Annotated in this window: 17 protein-coding genes; 12 read left to right on the top strand and 5 right to left on the bottom strand. The window is 70.9% G+C overall.

What is annotated here, in order from left to right:
- Nucleotides 1–17 precede the first annotated feature (17 nt).
- From Q9Q40_12210 to Q9Q40_12200, 3 genes are read left to right on the top strand one after another with little or no spacing between them, the layout of a single operon-like run.
- Nucleotides 18–929, top strand: a complete 912-nt coding sequence (locus Q9Q40_12210) for a 1,4-dihydroxy-2-naphthoate polyprenyltransferase (GenBank protein MDQ7007986.1) — start codon at nucleotides 18–20, stop codon at nucleotides 927–929.
- Nucleotides 926–1,981, top strand: coding sequence for an enolase C-terminal domain-like protein (locus Q9Q40_12205; GenBank protein MDQ7007985.1), 1,056 nt, complete (start codon nucleotides 926–928; stop codon nucleotides 1,979–1,981). The genes Q9Q40_12210 and Q9Q40_12205 overlap by 4 nt, the downstream gene beginning before the upstream one ends.
- Complete coding sequence (locus tag Q9Q40_12200; GenBank protein ID MDQ7007984.1) at nucleotides 1,978–3,360, top strand: AMP-binding protein; 1,383 nt, start codon at nucleotides 1,978–1,980, stop codon at nucleotides 3,358–3,360. Before Q9Q40_12205 ends, Q9Q40_12200 begins: the two co-directional genes overlap by 4 nt.
- A 38-nt stretch (nucleotides 3,361–3,398) precedes the next feature.
- Here Q9Q40_12200 and Q9Q40_12195 read toward each other — a convergent pair whose 3' ends face one another.
- Genes Q9Q40_12195 through Q9Q40_12185 form a run of 3 tightly spaced genes read right to left on the bottom strand, consistent with a single transcriptional unit; the run spans nucleotide 3,399 to nucleotide 5,620 of the window.
- On the bottom strand, nucleotides 3,399–3,848 hold the full coding sequence (locus tag Q9Q40_12195; protein MDQ7007983.1) for an acyl-CoA thioesterase: 450 nt from the start codon (nucleotides 3,846–3,848) through the stop codon (nucleotides 3,399–3,401).
- Nucleotides 3,849–3,872: 24 nt separating this feature from the next.
- Nucleotides 3,873–4,694, bottom strand: coding sequence for an ABC transporter permease (locus tag Q9Q40_12190; GenBank protein MDQ7007982.1), 822 nt, complete (start codon nucleotides 4,692–4,694; stop codon nucleotides 3,873–3,875).
- On the bottom strand, nucleotides 4,691–5,620 hold the full coding sequence (locus tag Q9Q40_12185; GenBank protein MDQ7007981.1) for an ABC transporter ATP-binding protein: 930 nt from the start codon (nucleotides 5,618–5,620) through the stop codon (nucleotides 4,691–4,693). Before Q9Q40_12185 ends, Q9Q40_12190 begins: the two co-directional genes overlap by 4 nt.
- 182 nt (nucleotides 5,621–5,802) lie before the next feature.
- On the opposite strand from Q9Q40_12185, the gene kdsB reads away from it, so the two are divergent.
- From kdsB to Q9Q40_12150, 7 genes are read left to right on the top strand one after another with little or no spacing between them, the layout of a single operon-like run.
- Nucleotides 5,803–6,585, top strand: coding sequence for a 3-deoxy-manno-octulosonate cytidylyltransferase (gene kdsB, locus Q9Q40_12180; protein ID MDQ7007980.1), 783 nt, complete (start codon nucleotides 5,803–5,805; stop codon nucleotides 6,583–6,585).
- The gene (locus Q9Q40_12175) at nucleotides 6,586–8,205 is read left to right on the top strand and encodes a CTP synthase (protein MDQ7007979.1); all 1,620 of its coding nucleotides are present in this window, start codon (nucleotides 6,586–6,588) and stop codon (nucleotides 8,203–8,205) included. It begins immediately after the preceding gene.
- Nucleotides 8,206–9,057 (top strand): 3-deoxy-8-phosphooctulonate synthase, encoded by an 852-nt coding sequence (gene kdsA / locus Q9Q40_12170; protein MDQ7007978.1) that lies wholly within the window; start codon nucleotides 8,206–8,208, stop codon nucleotides 9,055–9,057. It abuts the gene before it with no gap.
- Complete coding sequence (locus Q9Q40_12165; GenBank protein ID MDQ7007977.1) at nucleotides 9,054–10,010, top strand: KpsF/GutQ family sugar-phosphate isomerase; 957 nt, start codon at nucleotides 9,054–9,056, stop codon at nucleotides 10,008–10,010. Before kdsA ends, Q9Q40_12165 begins: the two co-directional genes overlap by 4 nt.
- Before the next feature lie 5 nt (nucleotides 10,011–10,015).
- A complete protein-coding gene (locus Q9Q40_12160) occupies nucleotides 10,016–10,543 on the top strand; it encodes an HAD hydrolase family protein (protein ID MDQ7007976.1) in 528 nt (175 codons plus the stop codon).
- A complete protein-coding gene (locus Q9Q40_12155) occupies nucleotides 10,540–10,890 on the top strand; it encodes a lipopolysaccharide assembly protein LapA domain-containing protein (GenBank protein MDQ7007975.1) in 351 nt (116 codons plus the stop codon). Before Q9Q40_12160 ends, Q9Q40_12155 begins: the two co-directional genes overlap by 4 nt.
- Complete coding sequence (locus Q9Q40_12150) at nucleotides 10,887–12,050, top strand: tetratricopeptide repeat protein (protein ID MDQ7007974.1); 1,164 nt, start codon at nucleotides 10,887–10,889, stop codon at nucleotides 12,048–12,050. The genes Q9Q40_12155 and Q9Q40_12150 overlap by 4 nt, the downstream gene beginning before the upstream one ends.
- 18 nt (nucleotides 12,051–12,068) lie before the next feature.
- Here Q9Q40_12150 and Q9Q40_12145 read toward each other — a convergent pair whose 3' ends face one another.
- Nucleotides 12,069–14,708, bottom strand: coding sequence for a DUF4388 domain-containing protein (locus Q9Q40_12145; protein MDQ7007973.1), 2,640 nt, complete (start codon nucleotides 14,706–14,708; stop codon nucleotides 12,069–12,071).
- Nucleotides 14,709–14,783: 75 nt separating this feature from the next.
- On the bottom strand, nucleotides 14,784–15,758 hold the full coding sequence (gene rfaE1 / locus Q9Q40_12140) for a D-glycero-beta-D-manno-heptose-7-phosphate kinase (GenBank protein ID MDQ7007972.1): 975 nt from the start codon (nucleotides 15,756–15,758) through the stop codon (nucleotides 14,784–14,786).
- A 145-nt stretch (nucleotides 15,759–15,903) separates the two neighbouring features.
- On the opposite strand from rfaE1, the gene Q9Q40_12135 reads away from it, so the two are divergent.
- The gene (locus Q9Q40_12135) at nucleotides 15,904–16,956 is read left to right on the top strand and encodes a glycosyltransferase family 9 protein (GenBank protein MDQ7007971.1); all 1,053 of its coding nucleotides are present in this window, start codon (nucleotides 15,904–15,906) and stop codon (nucleotides 16,954–16,956) included.
- Nucleotides 16,953–18,434 carry a hypothetical protein gene (locus Q9Q40_12130; protein ID MDQ7007970.1) on the top strand — a complete coding sequence of 494 codons (1,482 nt, stop codon included), beginning with the start codon at nucleotides 16,953–16,955 and terminating at the stop codon, nucleotides 18,432–18,434. The genes Q9Q40_12135 and Q9Q40_12130 overlap by 4 nt, the downstream gene beginning before the upstream one ends.
- Nucleotides 18,435–18,622: the final 188 nt, after the last annotated feature.

Below are 18,622 nucleotides of genomic sequence, written 5' to 3'. Positions count from 1 at the left end.
AGGTGAACCGGAAGCCGATGGATCCTCGACCGCCGCTGGGCCGTGTGGGCGTCTGGCTGCTGGCCAGCCGCCCACGCACGCTCCCCGCCGCCGCCACCCCGGTGATCGTGGGCAGCGCCGTGGCCGGGGCCATGGGAGGTTTCCGTCTCGGCCCCGCGCTGGCGGCGCTGGCGGGCGCCCTGCTGATCCAGGTCGGCACCAACTTCGCCAACGATCTCTTCGACTACCAGAAGGGCGCGGACACCCCCGACCGGCAGGGCCCCCTGCGCGCCGTACAGGCGGGATGGCTCAGCCCTTCCCAGGTCTGGGGCGGCATCGCCCTGAGCTTCGGCGCCGCCACCGCCTGCGGGGCCTACCTCGCCGCGGTCAGCGGCTGGCCGGTGATCGCCATCGGCCTGGCCTCCCTGCTCGCCGGACTGGCCTACACCGGCGGCCCCTTCCCCCTGGCCTACAACGGGCTGGGGGATCTCTTCGTGCTGATCTTCTTCGGCTTCGTGGCGGTCTGCGGCACGGTCTGGGTGCAGGCCCTGCGCCTGAGTCCCCTGGCCTGGGTGGCAGGGGCCACCGTGGGAGTCCTCGCCACCGCGATCCTGGTGGTCAACAACGTGCGGGACGTGGACGACGACCGTCGCGCCGGCAAGCGCACCCTGCCGGTACTGCTGGGCCGCGGCCTGGGGAGGGTCGAGTACGCCGGCCTGCTGGGTCTGAGCTACCTGCTGCCGGCGCTGGCCTTCCGCACCGGGATCGCCCCCGTCGGCGTGCTGGCCACGGCGCTGACCCTGCCCCTGGCCTTCCGCCTGGTGCGGGTGGTGGGGCGCTCTTCGGATCCGCTGCGGCTCAACCGGGCCCTGGCGGCCACCGCCACCCTGCTCCTGCTTCACGGCCTGCTTTTTTCGGGCGGCCTGCTGGCCACCGCCGCGGGACCATGATGACCATCGGCGGGGGCCGCCTGGTGGAGCTGACGCTCGAAGGCAGTCCATGGCGAAGCGCCGCGGGGCGGTTCACCCACAGGAAGGTCCTGCTGCTCGAATTGGAGGACGACCGCGGCGAGAAGGGCTGGGGCGAGGCCTGTCCGCTCCCCGGCTACTCTCCCGACACCCTCGAGCAAGCGCGAAAGGCGCTGGAGGCCTGGCTCGCGGAGATGCCGCGAGCCGTCACGCTCTCCGCCGCCCCGGGCCTCCGCCTCGAAGGCGCACGCACCGCAAGTCTCCCCACTTCCGCCCGCTGCGCGGTGGAGGGCGCCCTGCTGGATCTGGCCGCCCGGAGGGCGCACCGGCCGTTGCACCGCTGGCTGGCGACCGACGCCGCCGAGGTGGTGTCCTGCCAGGGGCTGGTCCCGCTGCTGGCCCCGGACGCGGCCCTGAGCCGGGCCCGGAGGCTCTGGGCCAGCGGCTTCCGCACCTTGAAGGTCAAGGGGGGAGAAGACTTCACCCGGGAGAAAGCCCTGCTGCAGCGCCTCCGCCGGACCTTCGGCGAGCCATTGACCCTGCGCCTGGACGTGGGCGGAAGATGGCCCCCCGATCGAGCGCCAGGGCGCCTCGAAGCCCTGGCGGCGCTCGGACTGGACTACGTCGAGGAGCCCGTGGCCCCTCCCGGCCTGCTCACCCTGCCCGACGTCCCCGTCCCCCTGGCCGCGGACGAAAGCCTGCAGGATCCGGTCCTCGCCGCGGAGATCCTCGACGCGGGGGTATGCGCGGCACTGGTGCTCAAACCCCCATGTGTCGGCGGTCCACTCCGGGCCCTGGCCCTGGCCGAAGCCGCCCGTCGACGGGGGATGCGCTGGGCCTTGAGCCACACCCTCGGCAGCGGTGTCGAACGGGCCCTGGCCGTGGCACTGGCGCTGGCCTCGGGGGCCTCGTGCAGCGGCCTGGCCGAGCATCCTTTCCTGCCCGACGGTCACCGTCCGCCGGCCTGGTCCGGTCCGGAGCTGCGCTCGCTGGGCACCCCGGGCCTCGGACTCGCCGGCGAGGGGTTTCGATGAGCGCGTTCAGTGTGCGCCGGGCCGCCGCCGAAGCACCGGACGCCCCCGCCCTGGACCTGGCCGGAGAGATCCTTTCCTACCGGGAGCTGGCCGGGCGGGTGGAGCGGGAGGCACGCCGCCTGGCCCCCCTGCTGGCCGGCCGCGCGGGGGCGCTGCTCACCCCGCGTCCGACAGCGCCATCCCTCTCGCGCCTGCTGGCCCTCTTCGAACTGGGCCTTCCCGTCCGGCTGATGCACCCGCGCCTCCCCCCCGGCGAGCGCGAGGCGCTCGCCGGGCACCTGCCCGACTTCGAGAACCTCGATCGAGACGGGGCGGACGACCTTCCCGCCCCGGGCCCGACGCCACTGCCCGCGACACCGGCCGACGACCACAGGCCGCTGGTCATCGTCTCCACCTCCGGGAGCGGCGGCCGCCCGCGGGGAGTGGTGCTCTCCCGCGGCGGCCTGCGCTTCGCCGTGGCGGCCAGCGGCAGGCGGCTGGGCTGGCAGCCGGCGGATCGCTGGCTGCTCGCCCTGCCCCTGGCCCACGTGGGGGGCCTGTCGGTGCTGCTGCGCTGCCTGGCGGCCCGCCGCTGCATGGTGGTGCCCGCCGATCTCTCACCGACGACCCTGGCCGGTCTGCTGGGAGGCGGAAGGGTTTCCCTGGCCTCCCTGGTCCCGACCCAGCTCCGGCAGATCCTCGCCGCGGACCCCGCGCTGGAGGGCCGACCGCCCCTGAGGGCGATTCTCCTGGGCGGGGCCGCGGCGGACCCGGCCCTGCTCACCCAGGCGGCCCTCCGACGCCTGCCGGTGCTGGTGACCTACGGCTTGAGCGAAGCGGGCTCCCAGGTCGCCACCCGGCTCCCGGGCACCCCTCCCGACGCCGACGAGGGCGCCGGCCCGCCCCTCCCCGGCTACGAGTTGCGCATCGGCGGCGACGGGCGGATCCAGGTGCGCAGCCCCAGCCTGCTCACCGGCTACCAACCACCGGACCCGGAGGCCCCGCTGCCCGACGCGGAAGGCTGGTTGACCACCTCCGACCTGGGCCGCATCGACGAACGGGGCCGCCTGCATCCCCTGGGCCGGGCGGACGCGGTGCTCATCTCCGGCGGCGAGAACGTCTGCCCCGAGCAGGTGGAGGCCACTCTCCTGGCCCACCCCGCGGTGGCCGAATGCCTGGTCTTCGGTGTGGAGGACTCCACCTGGGGCCAACGGGTCGCGGCCCTGCTGGTGGCCCGGGCCGATCCTCCCCCCCCGGCCCTCTTCGAACAGTGGCTCACCGAACATCTGCCCGCCTACGCCCGGCCGAGACTGCTGCGCTGGGTGGAAGCCCTGCCCCGCACTGCCGGCGGCAAACTATCCCGGCACCGCGCCCGCGCCTCCTTCCAGCGCCGCGACTGAGCGGCGGACGGAGCCCGGGATCCGGGCGGCGCCGGGGATCAGACGGCGCCCAGGGCCCGGGCGATGCCCTCAGGCAGGCCGGTGCGTTCGAAGGTGCGGGCGTCGACCGCCACGTGGACGCTCTGGCCCACCGCGGCGATCTCGCCGTCTTCCGTTTGCAGCCGATAGGCGACGGTGACCTGGGTCGGCTCCACCTTGGCGGTGAGCACTTCCACCACGAAGCGCTGACCGAAACGCAGGGGCCGCAGGTAGTCCACTTCGGCATGCTTGACCGGAGCGAGAACCCGGCCTTCCTCGAGCAGCCGCGGAAGGTCGAAACCCTTTGCGGCGAGAAAGGCCATCAACGCGTCGTGGAAGTACTCCAGGTAGCGGACGAAGAACACCACGCCGGCGGCGTCCACGTCCTGCAGACGCACCTGCAGGGGCAGGCTCCAGGCCCCCGGGGGGGCGGCCAGCAGTTCGTCCCGACTGTAACGATGGATGGGCACGTGCTCCTCCCGCGGTCGTGCGACTCAGTATTGCACCAGCGTACCTTCGCGCTTGGCCCGCCGGATGGCCAGCCGGGCGCCGAAGAGCCCCGTGGGCACCAGAACTCCCGCGAACAGGGCCAGGGCCGCCAGGTCCGGCGCCAGTTCGCCGAGACCGGCACCCCGCAGCAGGGCCCCGCGCACCGCGTCGGAAGCATAGGAGAGGGGCACGAAGCGGGCGAGCCAGGCCAGGGACTCGGGCAGCATCTCGGCGGGGAAGAAGATGTTGCCGAACAGGGCGCTGGTGGCGGAGATCACGAAGTTCACCGGGTTGCCGCGTTTGAAATAGAGCACGAACGCCGCCGAGAGGATGCCGATGCCGGAAATCGCCGCCACGGTCAGCACCACCGCCAGCAGGGCGCCGAGAAGATTGCCGGGCACCAGGTCGACACCGAAGACGAACACGCCGAAGATCAGGTACATCGCCGACTGCAGCCCCGCCATCAGGTAACTCCAGCTCGACGCGGCGAGCATCAGGTGACCCAGGCGCGCGGGGGTGACCAGCATCGCCTCCAGGGTGCCGGTGGTCTGTTCCTGGCGGATCTGCGCCGCGTAGGCGTTGAGCGAGACTTCCTGGAAACGGTTGACCATCAGGCCGATCAGCACGAAGGGGAAATACTCCACGTTTCCCATGGCCGCGCTGAGGGCCGGGTTGCGGGCGCCCCCCAGCACTCCCGCGATGTAGTACCACAGGGTGGCCGAGACGAACAGCCCCAGCCCCTGGAGCAGGAAGGCCAGCCGGTAGGAGCTTTCCACCTGGAAGTCCCGCACGAGAAAAGCGCGGATGCATTGCAGCAGGGCTCTCATGACGCCGTTCCGCTCCCCCGGGCCACCAGTCGCTGAAAAACAGCCTCGAGTTCCGGGACTTCCGGTCCGCAGGAAAGCACCCGCACCCCGCCACCGACCAGGCGGCACAGCAGTCCATCGAGGCCGGCGGGCCCGAGTTGCACGACGATCTCCCGCCGCCCGTCATGCTCTTCCTGCTCGAGGACCCGGGCGTCGCCGAGGTCCGGCAGTTCCGCTCCCTCCAGCGTCAGCCGGTAGTGGTGGCCGCCGATGCCCTCCCGCCGTAGACGGTCGGGGCTGGCATCGGCCAGGATCCGCCCCCCGGAGAGGATGGCCACCCGGTGGCAGACCGTCTCCGCCTCGTGGAGGTTGTGGGTCGCCAGCAGAATCGATTTGCCGTCCCGGCCATGGAGTTCGTCGACCACCCAGCGGCGCAATTCGGCGGCGCTGACCGGATCGAGCGAGCGGGTCGGCTCGTCCATCAGCAAAACCGGCGGATCGGCCAACAGGGCCCGGGCGATGGCCAGGCGCTGGCGCATGCCCGAGGAGAAGTCGCCGAAGCGGCGGTTGGCGTCTTCGCTCAGCCGGACCCGCTCGAGCAGGCCGTCGATCAGCGCCCCGCGTCGGCGGGCTTCCACCCCATGCAGGCGGGCGTAGAAGTCCAGGTTCTCGCGTGCGGTCAGGCGCCAATAAAAAGACCGTTCCTCGCCGTGAACCAGGCCGAGCACCTCGGGCAGGCGCGGGCTGCCGACTCCCACGCCCATCACCTCGGCGCGTCCCGAATCGGGCAGCACCAGTCCGCAGAGGATCTTGAGCAGAGTGGTCTTGCCGGCGCCGTTGGGACCGAGCAGGCCGACGATCTCGCCGTGACCGACCTCCAGGCTGACTCCCCGCAGGGCTTCCACCCGCTCGCTCCGCCTCCAGGGGTGGGTCAGCAGTTCACGCACCGTGCGTCGCCGGGGAAAACGCTTCTGGACGGTCTCGAGGAGAATCGCCGGGCGAGCGGCTCTGGGGGCATGAGAGATCACAGCGGGAAAACTAGCACTCTTCCGGTTCGTTTTCGATGCCTTGACCGGCCTGCCGCGGTCGTCTACGATCCAGCCCGTTGCCAGCCGGAGGAGCATGCCACGTGGGCGATGCGGTCGTCGTGATCCCGGCCCGGTGGGCCTCCTCCCGGTTTCCGGGCAAGGTCCTGGCGAGTCTTGGCGGCAAGGCTCTCGTCCTGCACGCCTGCCAGCTCGCCCACTCTTCCCGATCGGTTGGACGGGTGATGGTGGCCACCGACGACCCGCGCGTGCAGCGCGTGGTCGAGGATGCCGGGTTCGAGGCGGTCATGACCGACACCGCCCACCCCAGCGGCACGGACCGGGTTGCCGAGGTGGCCCACGGGCTGGACACCGAGTGGATCGTCGGCCTGCAAGCCGACGAACCCTTTCTCGACCCCACCGACATCGACACCCTGGTCGAGGCCTTGCGCTCCGACCCGCGAACCGACCTGGCCACCCTGGCGGCCCCGATCCGCGATCGCCGGCAATGGCTCGACCCCAACGTGGTCAAGGTGGTCACCGACAACGACCAGCGGGCGCTCTACTTCTCCCGCTCGCCGATTCCCTACCGCCGCCCGGCCACCGGCTCCTTCCCCCGCCCCGAGCAGGCCGAGTTGCCCGACACGTGCCGGGTGCACCTGGGAGTCTACGGCTGGCGGCGACGGCGATTGCTCGATTTCGCCACCCTGCCCCCCTCCACCCTCGAGATCAGCGAGGGGCTCGAACAACTCCGGGCCCTCGAGGCCGGCTGGACCCTCCGGGTACGGCCCGTCGCGGGCCAGCCCTTCGGCATCGACACACCTGAAGACCTTCGCCGGGCCGAGGCCCGCTGCTGCAGGGCCCCGAACGGCCCACAGGAAAACTAGATGATCGACCGCAACGCGACCCGCTACATCTTCATCACCGGCGGCGTGACGTCTTCCCTGGGCAAGGGGCTGGCCGCGGCCTCCATTGCTCGTTTGCTCGAATCCCGCGGTTTTTCCGTCACGATCCAGAAGCTCGACCCCTATATCAACGTGGACCCGGGCACGATGAGCCCCTTCCAGCACGGCGAGGTCTTCGTCACGGACGACGGCGCCGAAACCGACCTCGACCTGGGCCACTACGAGCGCTTCGCCTCGATCACCACCAGCCAGGCCAACAATTTCACCACGGGTCGGATCTACAGCCGGGTCATCGAGCGTGAACGCCGGGGCGACTACCTGGGCGCGACGGTGCAGGTGATCCCGCACATCACCAACGAGATCAAGGACGCCGTGCGCTCCCTCAGCGACGGCGTGGACATTCAACTGGTGGAGATCGGCGGCACGGTGGGCGACATCGAGTCCCTTCCCTTCCTCGAGGCGATCCGCCAGTTCCGCCTCGAAGTCGGCGCCCAGCGGGCGATCTTCATCCACCTGACCCTGGTACCCTGGCTGCCGGCGGCCGGCGAACTGAAGACCAAGCCGACCCAGCACTCGGTCCGCGAGTTGCGGGCCATCGGCATCCAGCCCGACATCCTGCTCTGCCGTTGCGACCGTCCCCTCCCCACGGAGATCAAGCGCAAGATCGCCCTGTTCTGCAACGTCAGCGAAGACCAGGTGATCTCGGCCCAGGACGTGAAGAACATCTACGAGGTGCCCCTGCACTTCAGCTCTGAAGGCATCGACGAGATCATCACCAAGCTCCTCGACCTGCCCTACCGCAAGCGGAAGATGGCCGACTGGGAAAAGCTGGTGGAGATCTGCTCGCATCCCAAGGGCGAAGTGACCATCGGGATGGTGGGCAAATACGTCAGCTACGAGGACTCCTACAAATCCCTCAACGAGGCCCTGCGCCACGGTGGCTTCGCCCACCGGATCGCCGTCGACCTGGAGTTCGTCGAATCCGAAGGCATGCAGCCGGGACAGATCGACGCGGTGCTCGACCGACTCGACGGCGTGCTGATTCCCGGCGGCTTCGGAGACCGGGGTGTGGAGGGCATGATCCGCACGATTCAGCGCGCCCGGGAGCGGGGCATTCCCTTCTTCGGCATCTGCCTGGGCATGCAGTGCGCCGTGATCGAGTCGGCCCGCAACCTGGCGGGACTCGGGCGGGCCAACTCCACCGAGTTCGACGCGCACACGCCCCACAACGTGATCGACCTGCTGCCCGACCAGCGGGGCCTCGAGGCGAAGGGCGGCACCATGCGCCTGGGAGCCTACGCCTGCCGGCTCACCAGTGGTTCGCTGGCCCACAAGCTCTACGAAAAGAGTGACATCTCCGAGCGGCATCGACACCGCTGGGAGGTCAACAACGACTACCTCGAGGCCCTCGAGGAATCCGGCCTGAAGGTCTCGGGAGTCAACCCCGAAACCAACCTGGTGGAGATCGTCGAACGGCACGACCACCCGTGGTTCCTCGCCTGCCAGTTCCACCCCGAGTTCAAGAGTCGGCCGCTCGATCCACACCCCCTGTTCCGCGGCTTCATCGGGGCCGCTCTGCGCTACCGCAGGGAGCGCGGCTAGATGCCCGCCCCGGTCACGCCGGTAAGCCTCGGCAGGGGGCTACGCTGCGGCGGCGATGCCCCGCTGCTGGTGATCGCCGGCACCTGCGTGATCGAGAGCCGGGACAGCGCCCTCGATCATGCGCGCGCCCTGGCCGAGATCGCGGCGCGTACAGGACTCCCCCTGGTCTTCAAGGCCTCCTTCGACAAGGCCAACCGCACCTCCCTCGACTCCTTCCGCGGCCCCGGGCTGGCTCGCGGCCTGGAGATCCTCGCCGAGGTGCGGGAGGTCACCGGCCTGCCCCTGCTCTCGGACATCCACCTCCCCGGGCAGGCGGCGCCCGCGGCCGAAGTGCTGGACATCCTGCAGATTCCCGCCTTCCTCTGCCGGCAGACCGACCTGCTGACCGCCGCCGCGGCCACATCCCGCCCGGTCAACGTCAAGAAGGGCCAGTTCCTCGCTCCCGGGCAAGTGGGCCCGCTGCTGGACAAGCTGCGTCGCGCGGGCGCCGCGGGCGTGATGCTGACCGAGCGGGGCTCGAGCTTCGGCTACGGCGATCTGGTGGTGGACATGCGCTCGATCCCGGCCCTGCGCGGACACGACGTTCCCGTGGTCTTCGACGCCACCCATTCGGTGCAGCGCCCGGGGGCCGGCGGTAGCGTTTCCGGCGGAGATCCGGCCTACATTCCCACCCTGGCCCGGGCCGCGGTTGCCGCCGGTGCCGACGCGGTCTTCTTCGAGGTCCACCGCGATCCTCCCAGCGCCCTCTCCGACGGGGCCAACGCCCTGCCCCTCGACCGCCTCGAACCCCTGCTCGTCCAACTGGCGGCCCTGCACGCCCTGGTGCGCGGGCATTCCGGAGAGCCCTCGTGAGTCTCGAGACCGGCAGGCGGGTGTTGCGCATCGAAGCCCGGGCCATCGAGAGCCTGGCCGGGCGCCTCGGCGAGAGCTTCGAAGCCGCCGTGGCGCTGATCCGGGGCGCCCGGGGCCGCGTGGTGCTCTCCGGCATGGGCAAAAGCGGCCTGGTGGCCCGCAAGATCGCCGCGACCCTCGCCTCCACCGGCACGCCCGCGCTCTTTCTGCATCCCGCCGAGGCGATTCACGGGGACCTGGGCATGATCGTCGAAGGCGACGTCGTCCTCGCCCTGAGCCACAGCGGCGAGACCGCCGAGTTGCTCGCGCTGCTCGAGACGATCCGCCGGCTGGGCGCGAAGATCATCGCCATGACCGGGGCGGCCGAATCGACCCTGGCCCGGGAAGCCGACCTGCTGCTCGACACCTCGGTGGAAGAGGAAGGCTGCCCCTTGGGCCTGGCGCCGATGGCCAGCACCTCCTCGGCCCTCGCCCTGGGCGACGCCCTGGCGGCGGCACTGATGGTGGCCAAGGGTTTCAGCGAGGAAGACTTCGCCCGACTGCATCCCGGGGGCCGGCTGGGCAAGAAGCTGGCCCGGGTCGAACAGATGATGCATCACGGCGACGCGGTGCCGCGGGTCCTGCCGGCCACACCGATGAAGCAGGTCGTACTCGAAATCTCCCGCAAGCGCCTGGGATGCACCACGGTGTGCACGGACGAAGGGCTCCTGGTGGGACTGATCACCGACGGCGACCTGCGGCGCCTGCTGGAACGGGATCCCGCCCCCCTCGAGCATGTGGCCGAAGAAGTGATGACTCCCAACCCGCAGACCATCGCCTCCCGGGAACTGGCTTCGGTGGCCCTGCACCTGATGGAGAGCCGAAAGATCACCATGCTGCCCGTCGTGGACGATCGGGGCCGTCTCGAGGGACTGATCCAGATCCACGACCTGTGGCGCACGAACCTCTTTTGATGCCCATGACGACGCTGAAACCCTTTCCCGACCTCTCCCGCATCCGCCTGCTGCTGCTGGATGTCGACGGCGTTCTCACCGACGGCGGCCTGTATTACTTCGCCGGGCAGGGCTTCGCCCTGCGCTTCCACGTCCGCGACGGCCTGGGCCTGCGACGCGCGGTGGCCGCGGGCATCGTCGGCGGCCTGGTTTCCGGGAGATCATCGCCCCAGGTGCGGCGGCGGGCGGAAGAGCTGGGCCTGGAAGAAATCCACCTCGGCGTCGAGGACAAGGGCGCGGTGGTGCGGGAGATTCTCCAGCGTCGCAAGATTTCGAGCGAGGAAGCCTGCTTCATCGGTGATGACCTGGTCGACCTGCCGGCCATGGCGCTGGTCGGCCTGCCGGTGGCCGTCGCCGATGCGGTGACCGAGGTGCGCCGGGCGGCTCGACTGGTCACCCGTGCCGCGGGCGGCCAGGGAGCGGTACGGGAAGTGATCGACCGGCTCCTCGCCGAGCGCTCCACCGCGGAACACGAAAGGGAGAATCATTCATGAGGGTAGTCCTGTTCGTCCTCCTCGCCGTCTTCGTCGTCGTCGTGCTCTGGGTCGCTCTGGCCAATGCCGGGTCCCCCGCCGAGCTGCGGCTGGGCATCGGCGAAGTGCGGGAGGTGAGCCTGGCCGAGGTGATCGTCTGCAGCGTGATCGCCGGAGCCCTGTTCACCGGCCTGCTGGCGGTCATCGAGGGGCTCTCTCTGCGCCTCGAGAACCTCCGCCTGCGCCGCCGCCTGAGGAAGATCGAGGAAGAACTCCACGACCTGCGCAACATGGCCCTCGAAGGGGCGACGGCCCCACCGGCGCGCACCCCCCCCTCCTCCGGGCCCACGGCGACCGACGAAACATGAGTTTCTTCTGGCTGCTTCTGGGGCTGATCGCGGGCCTGGTCATCGGGACCCTGGCGGCCTCGGGCACCCTCCGCTGGCAACGAGGCCGGCGGCGCTCGGGACCCTACCGCCAGCGGGTGGACGCCGCCCTGGCCCACGTGGCGGCGGGCGACCACGCGGCGGCGCGGGAGGCCCTGCGAGAAGCCACTCAACTCGAATCCGGCGACGACGCCATCTTCCTCCTGCTGGGGGAAGAAATGCGGCAGACGGGAGACTACTCGCGGGCGGAGAAGATCTTCGACGTGGTCCTCGCCCGCCGCGAACTGGATCCCGGCATCCGCTCCACCTGCCTCCTTCTCCGCGGACGCCTGATGGAAGACCAGGGCCGCCATGACGAGGCCCTCGAGGCCTACCGCCAGGCGATCGAGGCGGCCCCCGACCGGGTGCCGCCCGTCGTCGCCCTGGGCCGGCTGCACTCACGCTTCCGCCGCTGGGAGGAGGCCATCGAGAGCGCCGACAAGCTCCAGCGACTGGCACCGGAACGGGGGCGGCTGGTGGCGGCCCGGCGGCGGGTGCTGCTGGCCCGCGAGAAGGTGGCCGAAGGAGACGCCAAGGGCGCCGTGGAACTGGCTCGCAAGGCGGCAGCCGACGTGCCGGACCTGGCGGCCGCCCAGGTCGCCCTGGGTGATGCCCTCTACCAGCTGGGCAAGGTGGCCCCCGCCCGCGAAGCCTGGATCCAGGCGGCGACCCTGGCTCCGTGGCTGGTGCCCGCCAGTCTCGATCGCCTGGAATCTCTGGCCTCGGCCACCGGGGACCGGGAATCCGTGCGGCACTTCGCCACCGCGGAAGCCGACAAGGGCCTCGACCCGGACGTGGGCTGGAGGGTACTGGCCTGGCTGACCGACGAAGCCTTGCGTCGAGACGCCCTGGGCGAGGCCCGGCGCTGGTGCCGGGAGCTGGAGGCCGCCGCCCCCCGCAGCGCCACCACCGCCCGGTTGTGGGCCCGGCTTGCCGCCGCCGAAGACGGCATGCAAGCCGGCTCGACGTTGCTGGAACTCCTTCACCGCTGGCAGGAAGAGCCGATCTGGATCGATCCCTGGGTCTGTCGCAGTTGTGGCCGCGAATCCGAGCAGCTCGAGTGGCGTTGCCCCCGCTGCCAGGCCTGGGAGTCCTTCCGCTGAGGGCCGAAGCCCGCGTCGTTACTCGTCGAGAGCCGCCAGCGCGCGTTCGATGTCCTTCAGCCGCGCCGGTGAGAGCAGTTCACGAACCATCGACAGCTCGGTGGTGATCAGCGCCTCGGGGTCGGCGCCATCACCGCCCCGGCGCAGATCCTCGATGCGGCGGGCCAGTTCCTCCACGGGAAAACAGCCTTCGGAGTCCGGTTCCAGATCACCGAAGACGGGCACCCCCAGGCGCCGCTGGCAAGTCCTGACGTAGTTGCGCACTCCGGCGCCGATCTCGGCCCGCAGCCGGGTGAAGACCGCCGCATGCCGCCGATTGAATCGCTTCACCTCCGCGAGCACCGCCTCGTCGGGAGTCACGGTCGCCTCCGGCTCGAGAGCCGGAACGTCGGCCTCGGTCTCGGCCTCCTCGGCCGGGACCGGCGGCCCGACGGGTGCTGCGGGAGGGCCTTCCGCGGCCGGTGCGGCCTCCGCCACGGACTCGGCCGACGCGGCCGCGTCAGGCTCCGCGAACGGTTCGGCGGACTCCGCGGCCGGTTCGGCCTCCGCGGCGGACTCGGCTTGCGAATCCCGTTCGGCCCTGGACGCGAACGCTTCGGACCACCCCGTGCCATCCTCCGCCGCTTCTTCGACCGGGGACGCTCCCTCGACTCCGCACTCCGGTTCCGCCGCGACATCCACGGGAGCTTCCACCGCCTCGCCCCCCCCCGTCCCTTCGGCGGCGGGCGACGCATCGAGATCGAGCAGGTGGCGGGGGATCTTGAGGGTCGCCTCCGGATCGAGGGGCGCGTCGACCGCCTCCGGCGGAGAGGCCGTTTGAGGGTCCCGCCGGGAATGGAACGGGCCGAAAGCGGTGATCGGCACCTCGATCACCACCGGGGCGCTCTCGCCGCCGGAGTCGGTCTCCATCGGCGCGCTCTCCACCGGGATCCGGCGATTTTCGATCTTTCGCGGCTCGGGCCCGCCCAGGGGCTCGTCCTCCTCCTCGGGCAGCACCGGGCGCCAGGCATTCGAGGCGCCGGCCGTCACGTCGGCAGGGAAGAGTTCGGGAGCCATCTCGGGGGCCGACAAATCCCGCCGCACTTCCACCTGGACCGTCTCCCGGGATGACGGCGCCGCCGGCTCGGCCGGCGTTTCGGCGAAAATCGGCGGCGCCGGAGCGGTCCGAGCCACCCGGACCCGGTCGGCGATTTCCTCCTCGGGCACCTTCTCCACCACGTGCACCCGGCACAGGCCATGGAGCCGACGGCAAATTTCGTAATCCGCCTCCTCCCGAGCGGCCAGCAACTCGCCGAGAGTCTTTTCCTCGCGCAACAGCGATACCAGTTCCCAGGCTCCCGGACGCAACTGCATCCGATCGAGACGGTCGAGGTATTCGGGCCGCAACCGGTAGACGGTCTCCAGCCCTCCGACGCCCCGGAGGATCATCTGCGAATACTCGCAATGCTCCATCGCCGCCATCACCACATCCTCGGCGGACCAACCGAGAACGATGGACTCTTCGCTGGGAAGCTCTTCTTCCACGCGGTACTCACCCCGCTCCCAGAGCACCAGCTGGCGGGCCACCTCGAGCACCTGCTCGCAGACGAAGCGCTCGATGTCGTCCTCGCCCAAGGCGCCCATTTCGGCCAGCAGCTGGCCCACGCGCTTGCCCGTGAGCAGGCGGCGGAGAGCCATCTCGTGATCCCGGTCGGAGATCACCCCACGGCGCAACAGGTGCACCAGGAGGCTTTGCTCGGGATCGTTGGTGGTGGCGAACTCGATGCGCCCCTCGCGGAAGAAGAGAGCCCCTTCCTCGGACCCGCGGAACAGGCGCAGTACACCGGTCAGCCCCTCGTCCCCCAGGCGCAGCACCAGGTCCGCCGCAGGCTCCTCCTCGAGCAGCCCCTCCCCGGCTCCGCTGCAAGGCTCCGCTCCCGCCTCGGGTCCGACCCGCTGCACCAGTCCCAGGATCGACAGTCCCCACAGGGCTCGATAGACGTCGTAGGAAGGCGCGTAGACCTCGCGGCAGAGCCGCTCCACCCGGCAGGGATGGACCAGCTGCTCGAGAAGCGACCTTTCGGTCAGGCCCAGCAGGACCTTCGTGTCCAGGTGACCACCACGCACCCGGTAGATCGCCCGGGGCCCACCCACGGCCTTACGGATGCGTGCCCAGTCCTCCACCCGCCGCAGTCCCTCGAGCACCAGTTCTTCCATCGGCCGGTCGAGGGTGATCGCCTCGTCCAGGGGCAGGCTGGCGCGAGACAGCCTCCAGGTGCCGGTGCGCCAGGAAAACACGGACAGGGCGATGTCCAGAACCTGGTCCAGAACGGCCTTGCAGATCTCTTCCTGGGTCATGGCCCCGAGTTCCACCAGCGCCTGCCCCAGGCGCCGGCCGCGCATGACCCGGCCTCCGGCATCCAGCAACACGGACAGGGCCACCTGCCCGCGGCGCAACAGGAAGGGACCGAGGCGGTCTTCCGCATCGGAGGAGGAGGCGAAGATCAGCCGGCCCTCGCGGAAGAACAGCACCTTCCGCTGCTCCTCGCAGGTCAGCACGAGGGAACCGGAGAAGCGCTCGAGGGCCAGGGACCACAGCACTTCCGGAACCGGTGTGCCGTCGATTCGCCCCGCACGGGGCAGACCCGCGTCGTTTCCCGGCAGGCGCTCGCCGCTCATCGCTCTCTCTTCCAGAACCTTTTCCACGGAGTCGAATCTGGAGCCCTGGCGGGGGAAGTGCCAGTTCCGGGGTGTTCAGCGACCATCTTGATCATCCTCTCCCAGAGCATCGAGTTCGCCGGCCGCCACCACCGCCGTGCCCAGCCGCCCGACGGCCAGGGCGGCGGCGGCGTTGGCCAGGCGGGCCGCCCGGGCCAACTCTTCCCCGGCGGCCAGGGCGATGCCCAGCACCGCGGCGACCGTATCCCCCGCCCCCGTAACATCGAAGACCTCCCGGGCCCGGGCGGGAATCGTGGTGGGCGCTCCCCGGCGCGGAACGAGCAGCATGCCGTGCTCGCCCCGGGTGACCAGCACCGCCTCCACGTCGAGGCGCTGGAGGATCCGCCCGGCGGCCGCCCGGGCATCCCCGTCGCCACGGATCTCGCAACCCGCGGCGGCGGCGGCCTCGGCCTGGTTGGGCGTCACCACGGTGGCGGGCTGGTAGGTGTCGAAGTTGCGGATCTTCGGGTCGACGACCACCGGCAAGGAGCGCTGCCGGGCCCGCCGGAGGATGCTGCCGAGGCTGTCGGCGCCGATCACACCCTTGGCGTAGTCCGAGACGATCACCCCGTCCGCCTTCTCGAGCCGGCGCTCGGCGGCGGCCCCGAGCCAGGCGCCGATCTCGCCGTCGAGGGGCCTGTCGTCCTCCTGGTCGAGGCGGATCATCTGCTGATGTCGGGAAAGGACCCGGGTTTTGACCGGGGTGGGCCGGCGGGGATCGATGCGCAATCCCGCCGGGTCGATGCCGCTGTCCGCACACCAGCGTCGCAGCCGCTGACCGGCGTCGTCATCACCGATCACCGACAGCAGATCCACCTGTCCCCCGAGGGCGAGAATGTTCGCCGCCACGTTGGCCGCTCCCCCGGGCCGTTCTTCCTCGCCTTCGAGGCGGACTACCGGGACGGGGGCCTCGGGAGAGATCCGTTCGACCCGGCCATGGAGGTAGCGATCGAGCAGCACGTCGCCGATCACCAGCAGCCGCCTGCCTGTCCAGGGTTCATGGGGCGCCATCGACACTCCTCGATCTCGTTCGCGGCGCCAAGAATACACCGTGGGCCGGGGCCCGGGGAGCCGGGATGACGCGGGGATTCGTGGCAGAATCGAACGCGGCTCCCCGCCCCGGGGACACCACGGAGGCGCGCATGGTGGGGCTCCGATGAAAAGTCCTCGAAGGGTGCTGGTGATCCGCCTCGGCGCGGTGGGCGACGTGGTGCGGACCCTGCCCGCCGTGGGGCTGCTGCGGCGAGCCTGGCCCCGGGCCCGGGTGGCCTGGGCGGTGGAGACCCTCTCCGCCCCCCTCCTCGAGGGCCACCCCCACATCGATCAGCTCGTGGTCCTCGACCGGCGCCGACTCCAGCACCTGCTGCGGCGCCTCGCCCCCGAAGCCGTCCGCCGGATACGCGATTACCGCCAGAGCCTGCGCGCCTTCGACGCCGAGGTGAGCCTGGACTTCCAGGGCAGCCTCAAATCGGGACTGGTCGCCGCCCTCGCGGGAGCCCCGAAGCGTTTCGGCTTCGGCGCCCGGTGGGCCCGGGAAGGCAGCCACCTCTTCGCCAACCACCGCGTTTCCCTGGATCCCGCCCGCCGCCACCGGGTCCTGCGGGCCGCGGCCCTCGTGGAAGCCGCAGGCGTTGCCCCCGGCGGTCCCCTGGAAGCCGACCTGGCCCTCCGGCCCGCCGAACTCGACCAGGGACGCCGACGTTGCCGGGCCCTCTGCCCGACCTGGCCGGTGGTGGCTCTCGCACCGTTCAGCAGCCGACGCCAGGCCTGGAAACGCTATCCCCTCGAGCGTTGGAGCGCCGTGGCCCGCGGCCTGACCGAACGGGGCGTGGGGGTGATCATCCTCGGCGGGCCGGGGGAACGGCAGGAGGCCGAATCCCTGGCCGAAGCGGCGGGGCATCTCGCCGCGGTCTCCACCGACCTGGATCTGCGGGGCCTGGCCGCCCTGATCGCCGCCTGCCCGGTGCTCGTCGGGGGGGATACCGGCCCGATGCACATGGCCTGGGCCACAGGCGCCCGCGTGGTGGCGCTCTACGGCCCCACAGATCCCGCCCTCAACGCCCCCTTCGGAAAAGGGCACCGGGTGCTGGCCCCCCCCCGGCCCACCTCGCGCCGGGACGCCGACCGTTTTCCCGGAATCTCGCCCCAGCGCGTCATCGACAGTATCTTCCAGGTTCTCGAGTCCTCGACCAAGGAGACGCAGCCGTGAACGCCACCCCCCTCGACCGCCTGGTGACCTCCAGCCTTCTGCTGGCTGCCTGCCTGTTCGCACCGCTCGCCGGCGCCACCCAGGGCGAGGCCCTGCCCGCCGAGACGATCCAGGAACTCACCCTGCTCGTCGAGCAGCAGCGCTGCGACGAGTTGCTGCTCCGCAGCTCGGAGCTGCGCCACCAGTACCCCGACGATGTCGACCTGCTGACCCTCGAGGGCAACTGCCGGTTGCGGGGCGCCCGGAGCGTCCAGCGCGACTTCGACAGCAGTCGTTACCGGCTGTTGCGGATCGCCAGCGGCAAGGACAAGCTTCCCCCCACGGTGGGCCAGCGCCTGTTCCGGGTGGACTATCGCTACAGCGACGAAGCCGCCCGGGACCAGGCCCTCGACCTGTTCAACCGCGCACTGAAACTCGCACCGACCCGGCGGGATATCGTCGTCGGGGCCGTCGCCGCCCACCTGGACACGGGACAACTCGACCGGGCGCTTCGGATCCTCGAGGACCATGCTCCCTCCCTCGAGACCTCCGCGCACCAGGACCTGGGCCAACTCGTCCAGGATCAACTGCGGATGGGCCAGATCGAGCGGGCACGCCGCGTGGCCGACGCGCTGGTTCGCATCCTGTCCCGATCGGCCCAGAGCCACGCCGCCCAGGCCCTGGTCCTCGAGCAACAGGGGCAGGCCCTCGAGGCCATGAAGGCCTACGCGCGTGCCGTGGAACGGGGCAACCGCCACCCCCAGGTGCGGCGCCAACTCGCCCTTCTGCAACTCGTCGCCGGTCGCCTGGACGAGGCGACCGCTACCCTGGTGCCGCTGGCACCCAGCAGCGGTGAGCTGGAACTCTGGCTGGCCCTGGCCCGCAGCGTCGCCGGCAATGCCTCGGCCCTGCCCATCTGGGAGAAGGTCGCCGCGCGCCTGGCCCGCCAGGAAAAACCCGATCCCCGGGCCACCGAACTGATCGAGCACTACCAGCGCTTGCTGGGATCCGCGGCCCGACCGGATGCCCCCATGCGCCTGCGTGGAGCCCGCCACTTCATCGGCCGGCGCCTGGAGATGCCCGCCCTCGTCGAGGCCATGGCCGCCATACGACAGGACCCCACACTGATCGAAGGCTGGCTGATGCTCACCCGTTTCCATCGCGGCGCCCTGCGCTTCGACATGGCCCTCGAGACCCTCGACGGCGCGTTGGCGGCGGCCGAAAAACTGGGGCCGGATTCTCCCTATGCGCCTGCTGAAATCGAGCTGCAGAAGGTCCAGGCGCTGCTCGGACTCGAGCGTTTCCAGCAAGCCTCCGAACTGGCGCGCAGCGTCGAGAAGGCGTCCATCGACACCCGCTTCGAGCAGGCCCTCGCCGCCCTGGGACTGGGGCGGGACAAGCGGGCCACCGAACTGCTCACGGCGGTGGCGGAGAGCGCCGGCGGGCACAAGGCCGAGGCCGCGGCCCTGCTGCAGGAACTAGGCCCCCCAATCCCCTGATCCCCCCCACCGTGGAGCGAAGAATGTACCCCGTGGCCCCGGGGGCCGGGGGGGCGCAAGCCGCCGGGGGTGTCCGGACCCTGTCCGCGGCACCTGTCCGCATGCGGACACCTCGTCCCCAAACTCCGCGCCCGAGCGCGGGTTCAAACTGGCCCCGCTCTTGCTCTCCCACGGGGCATGGACTGGCC

It is taken from the genome of Acidobacteriota bacterium (genome assembly GCA_030949985.1).
Lineage (GTDB): Bacteria > Acidobacteriota > Polarisedimenticolia > J045 > J045 > JALTMS01.
Note: the sequence above shows the minus strand (reverse complement) of the source record. Positions and strands in the feature narration are given on the sequence as shown.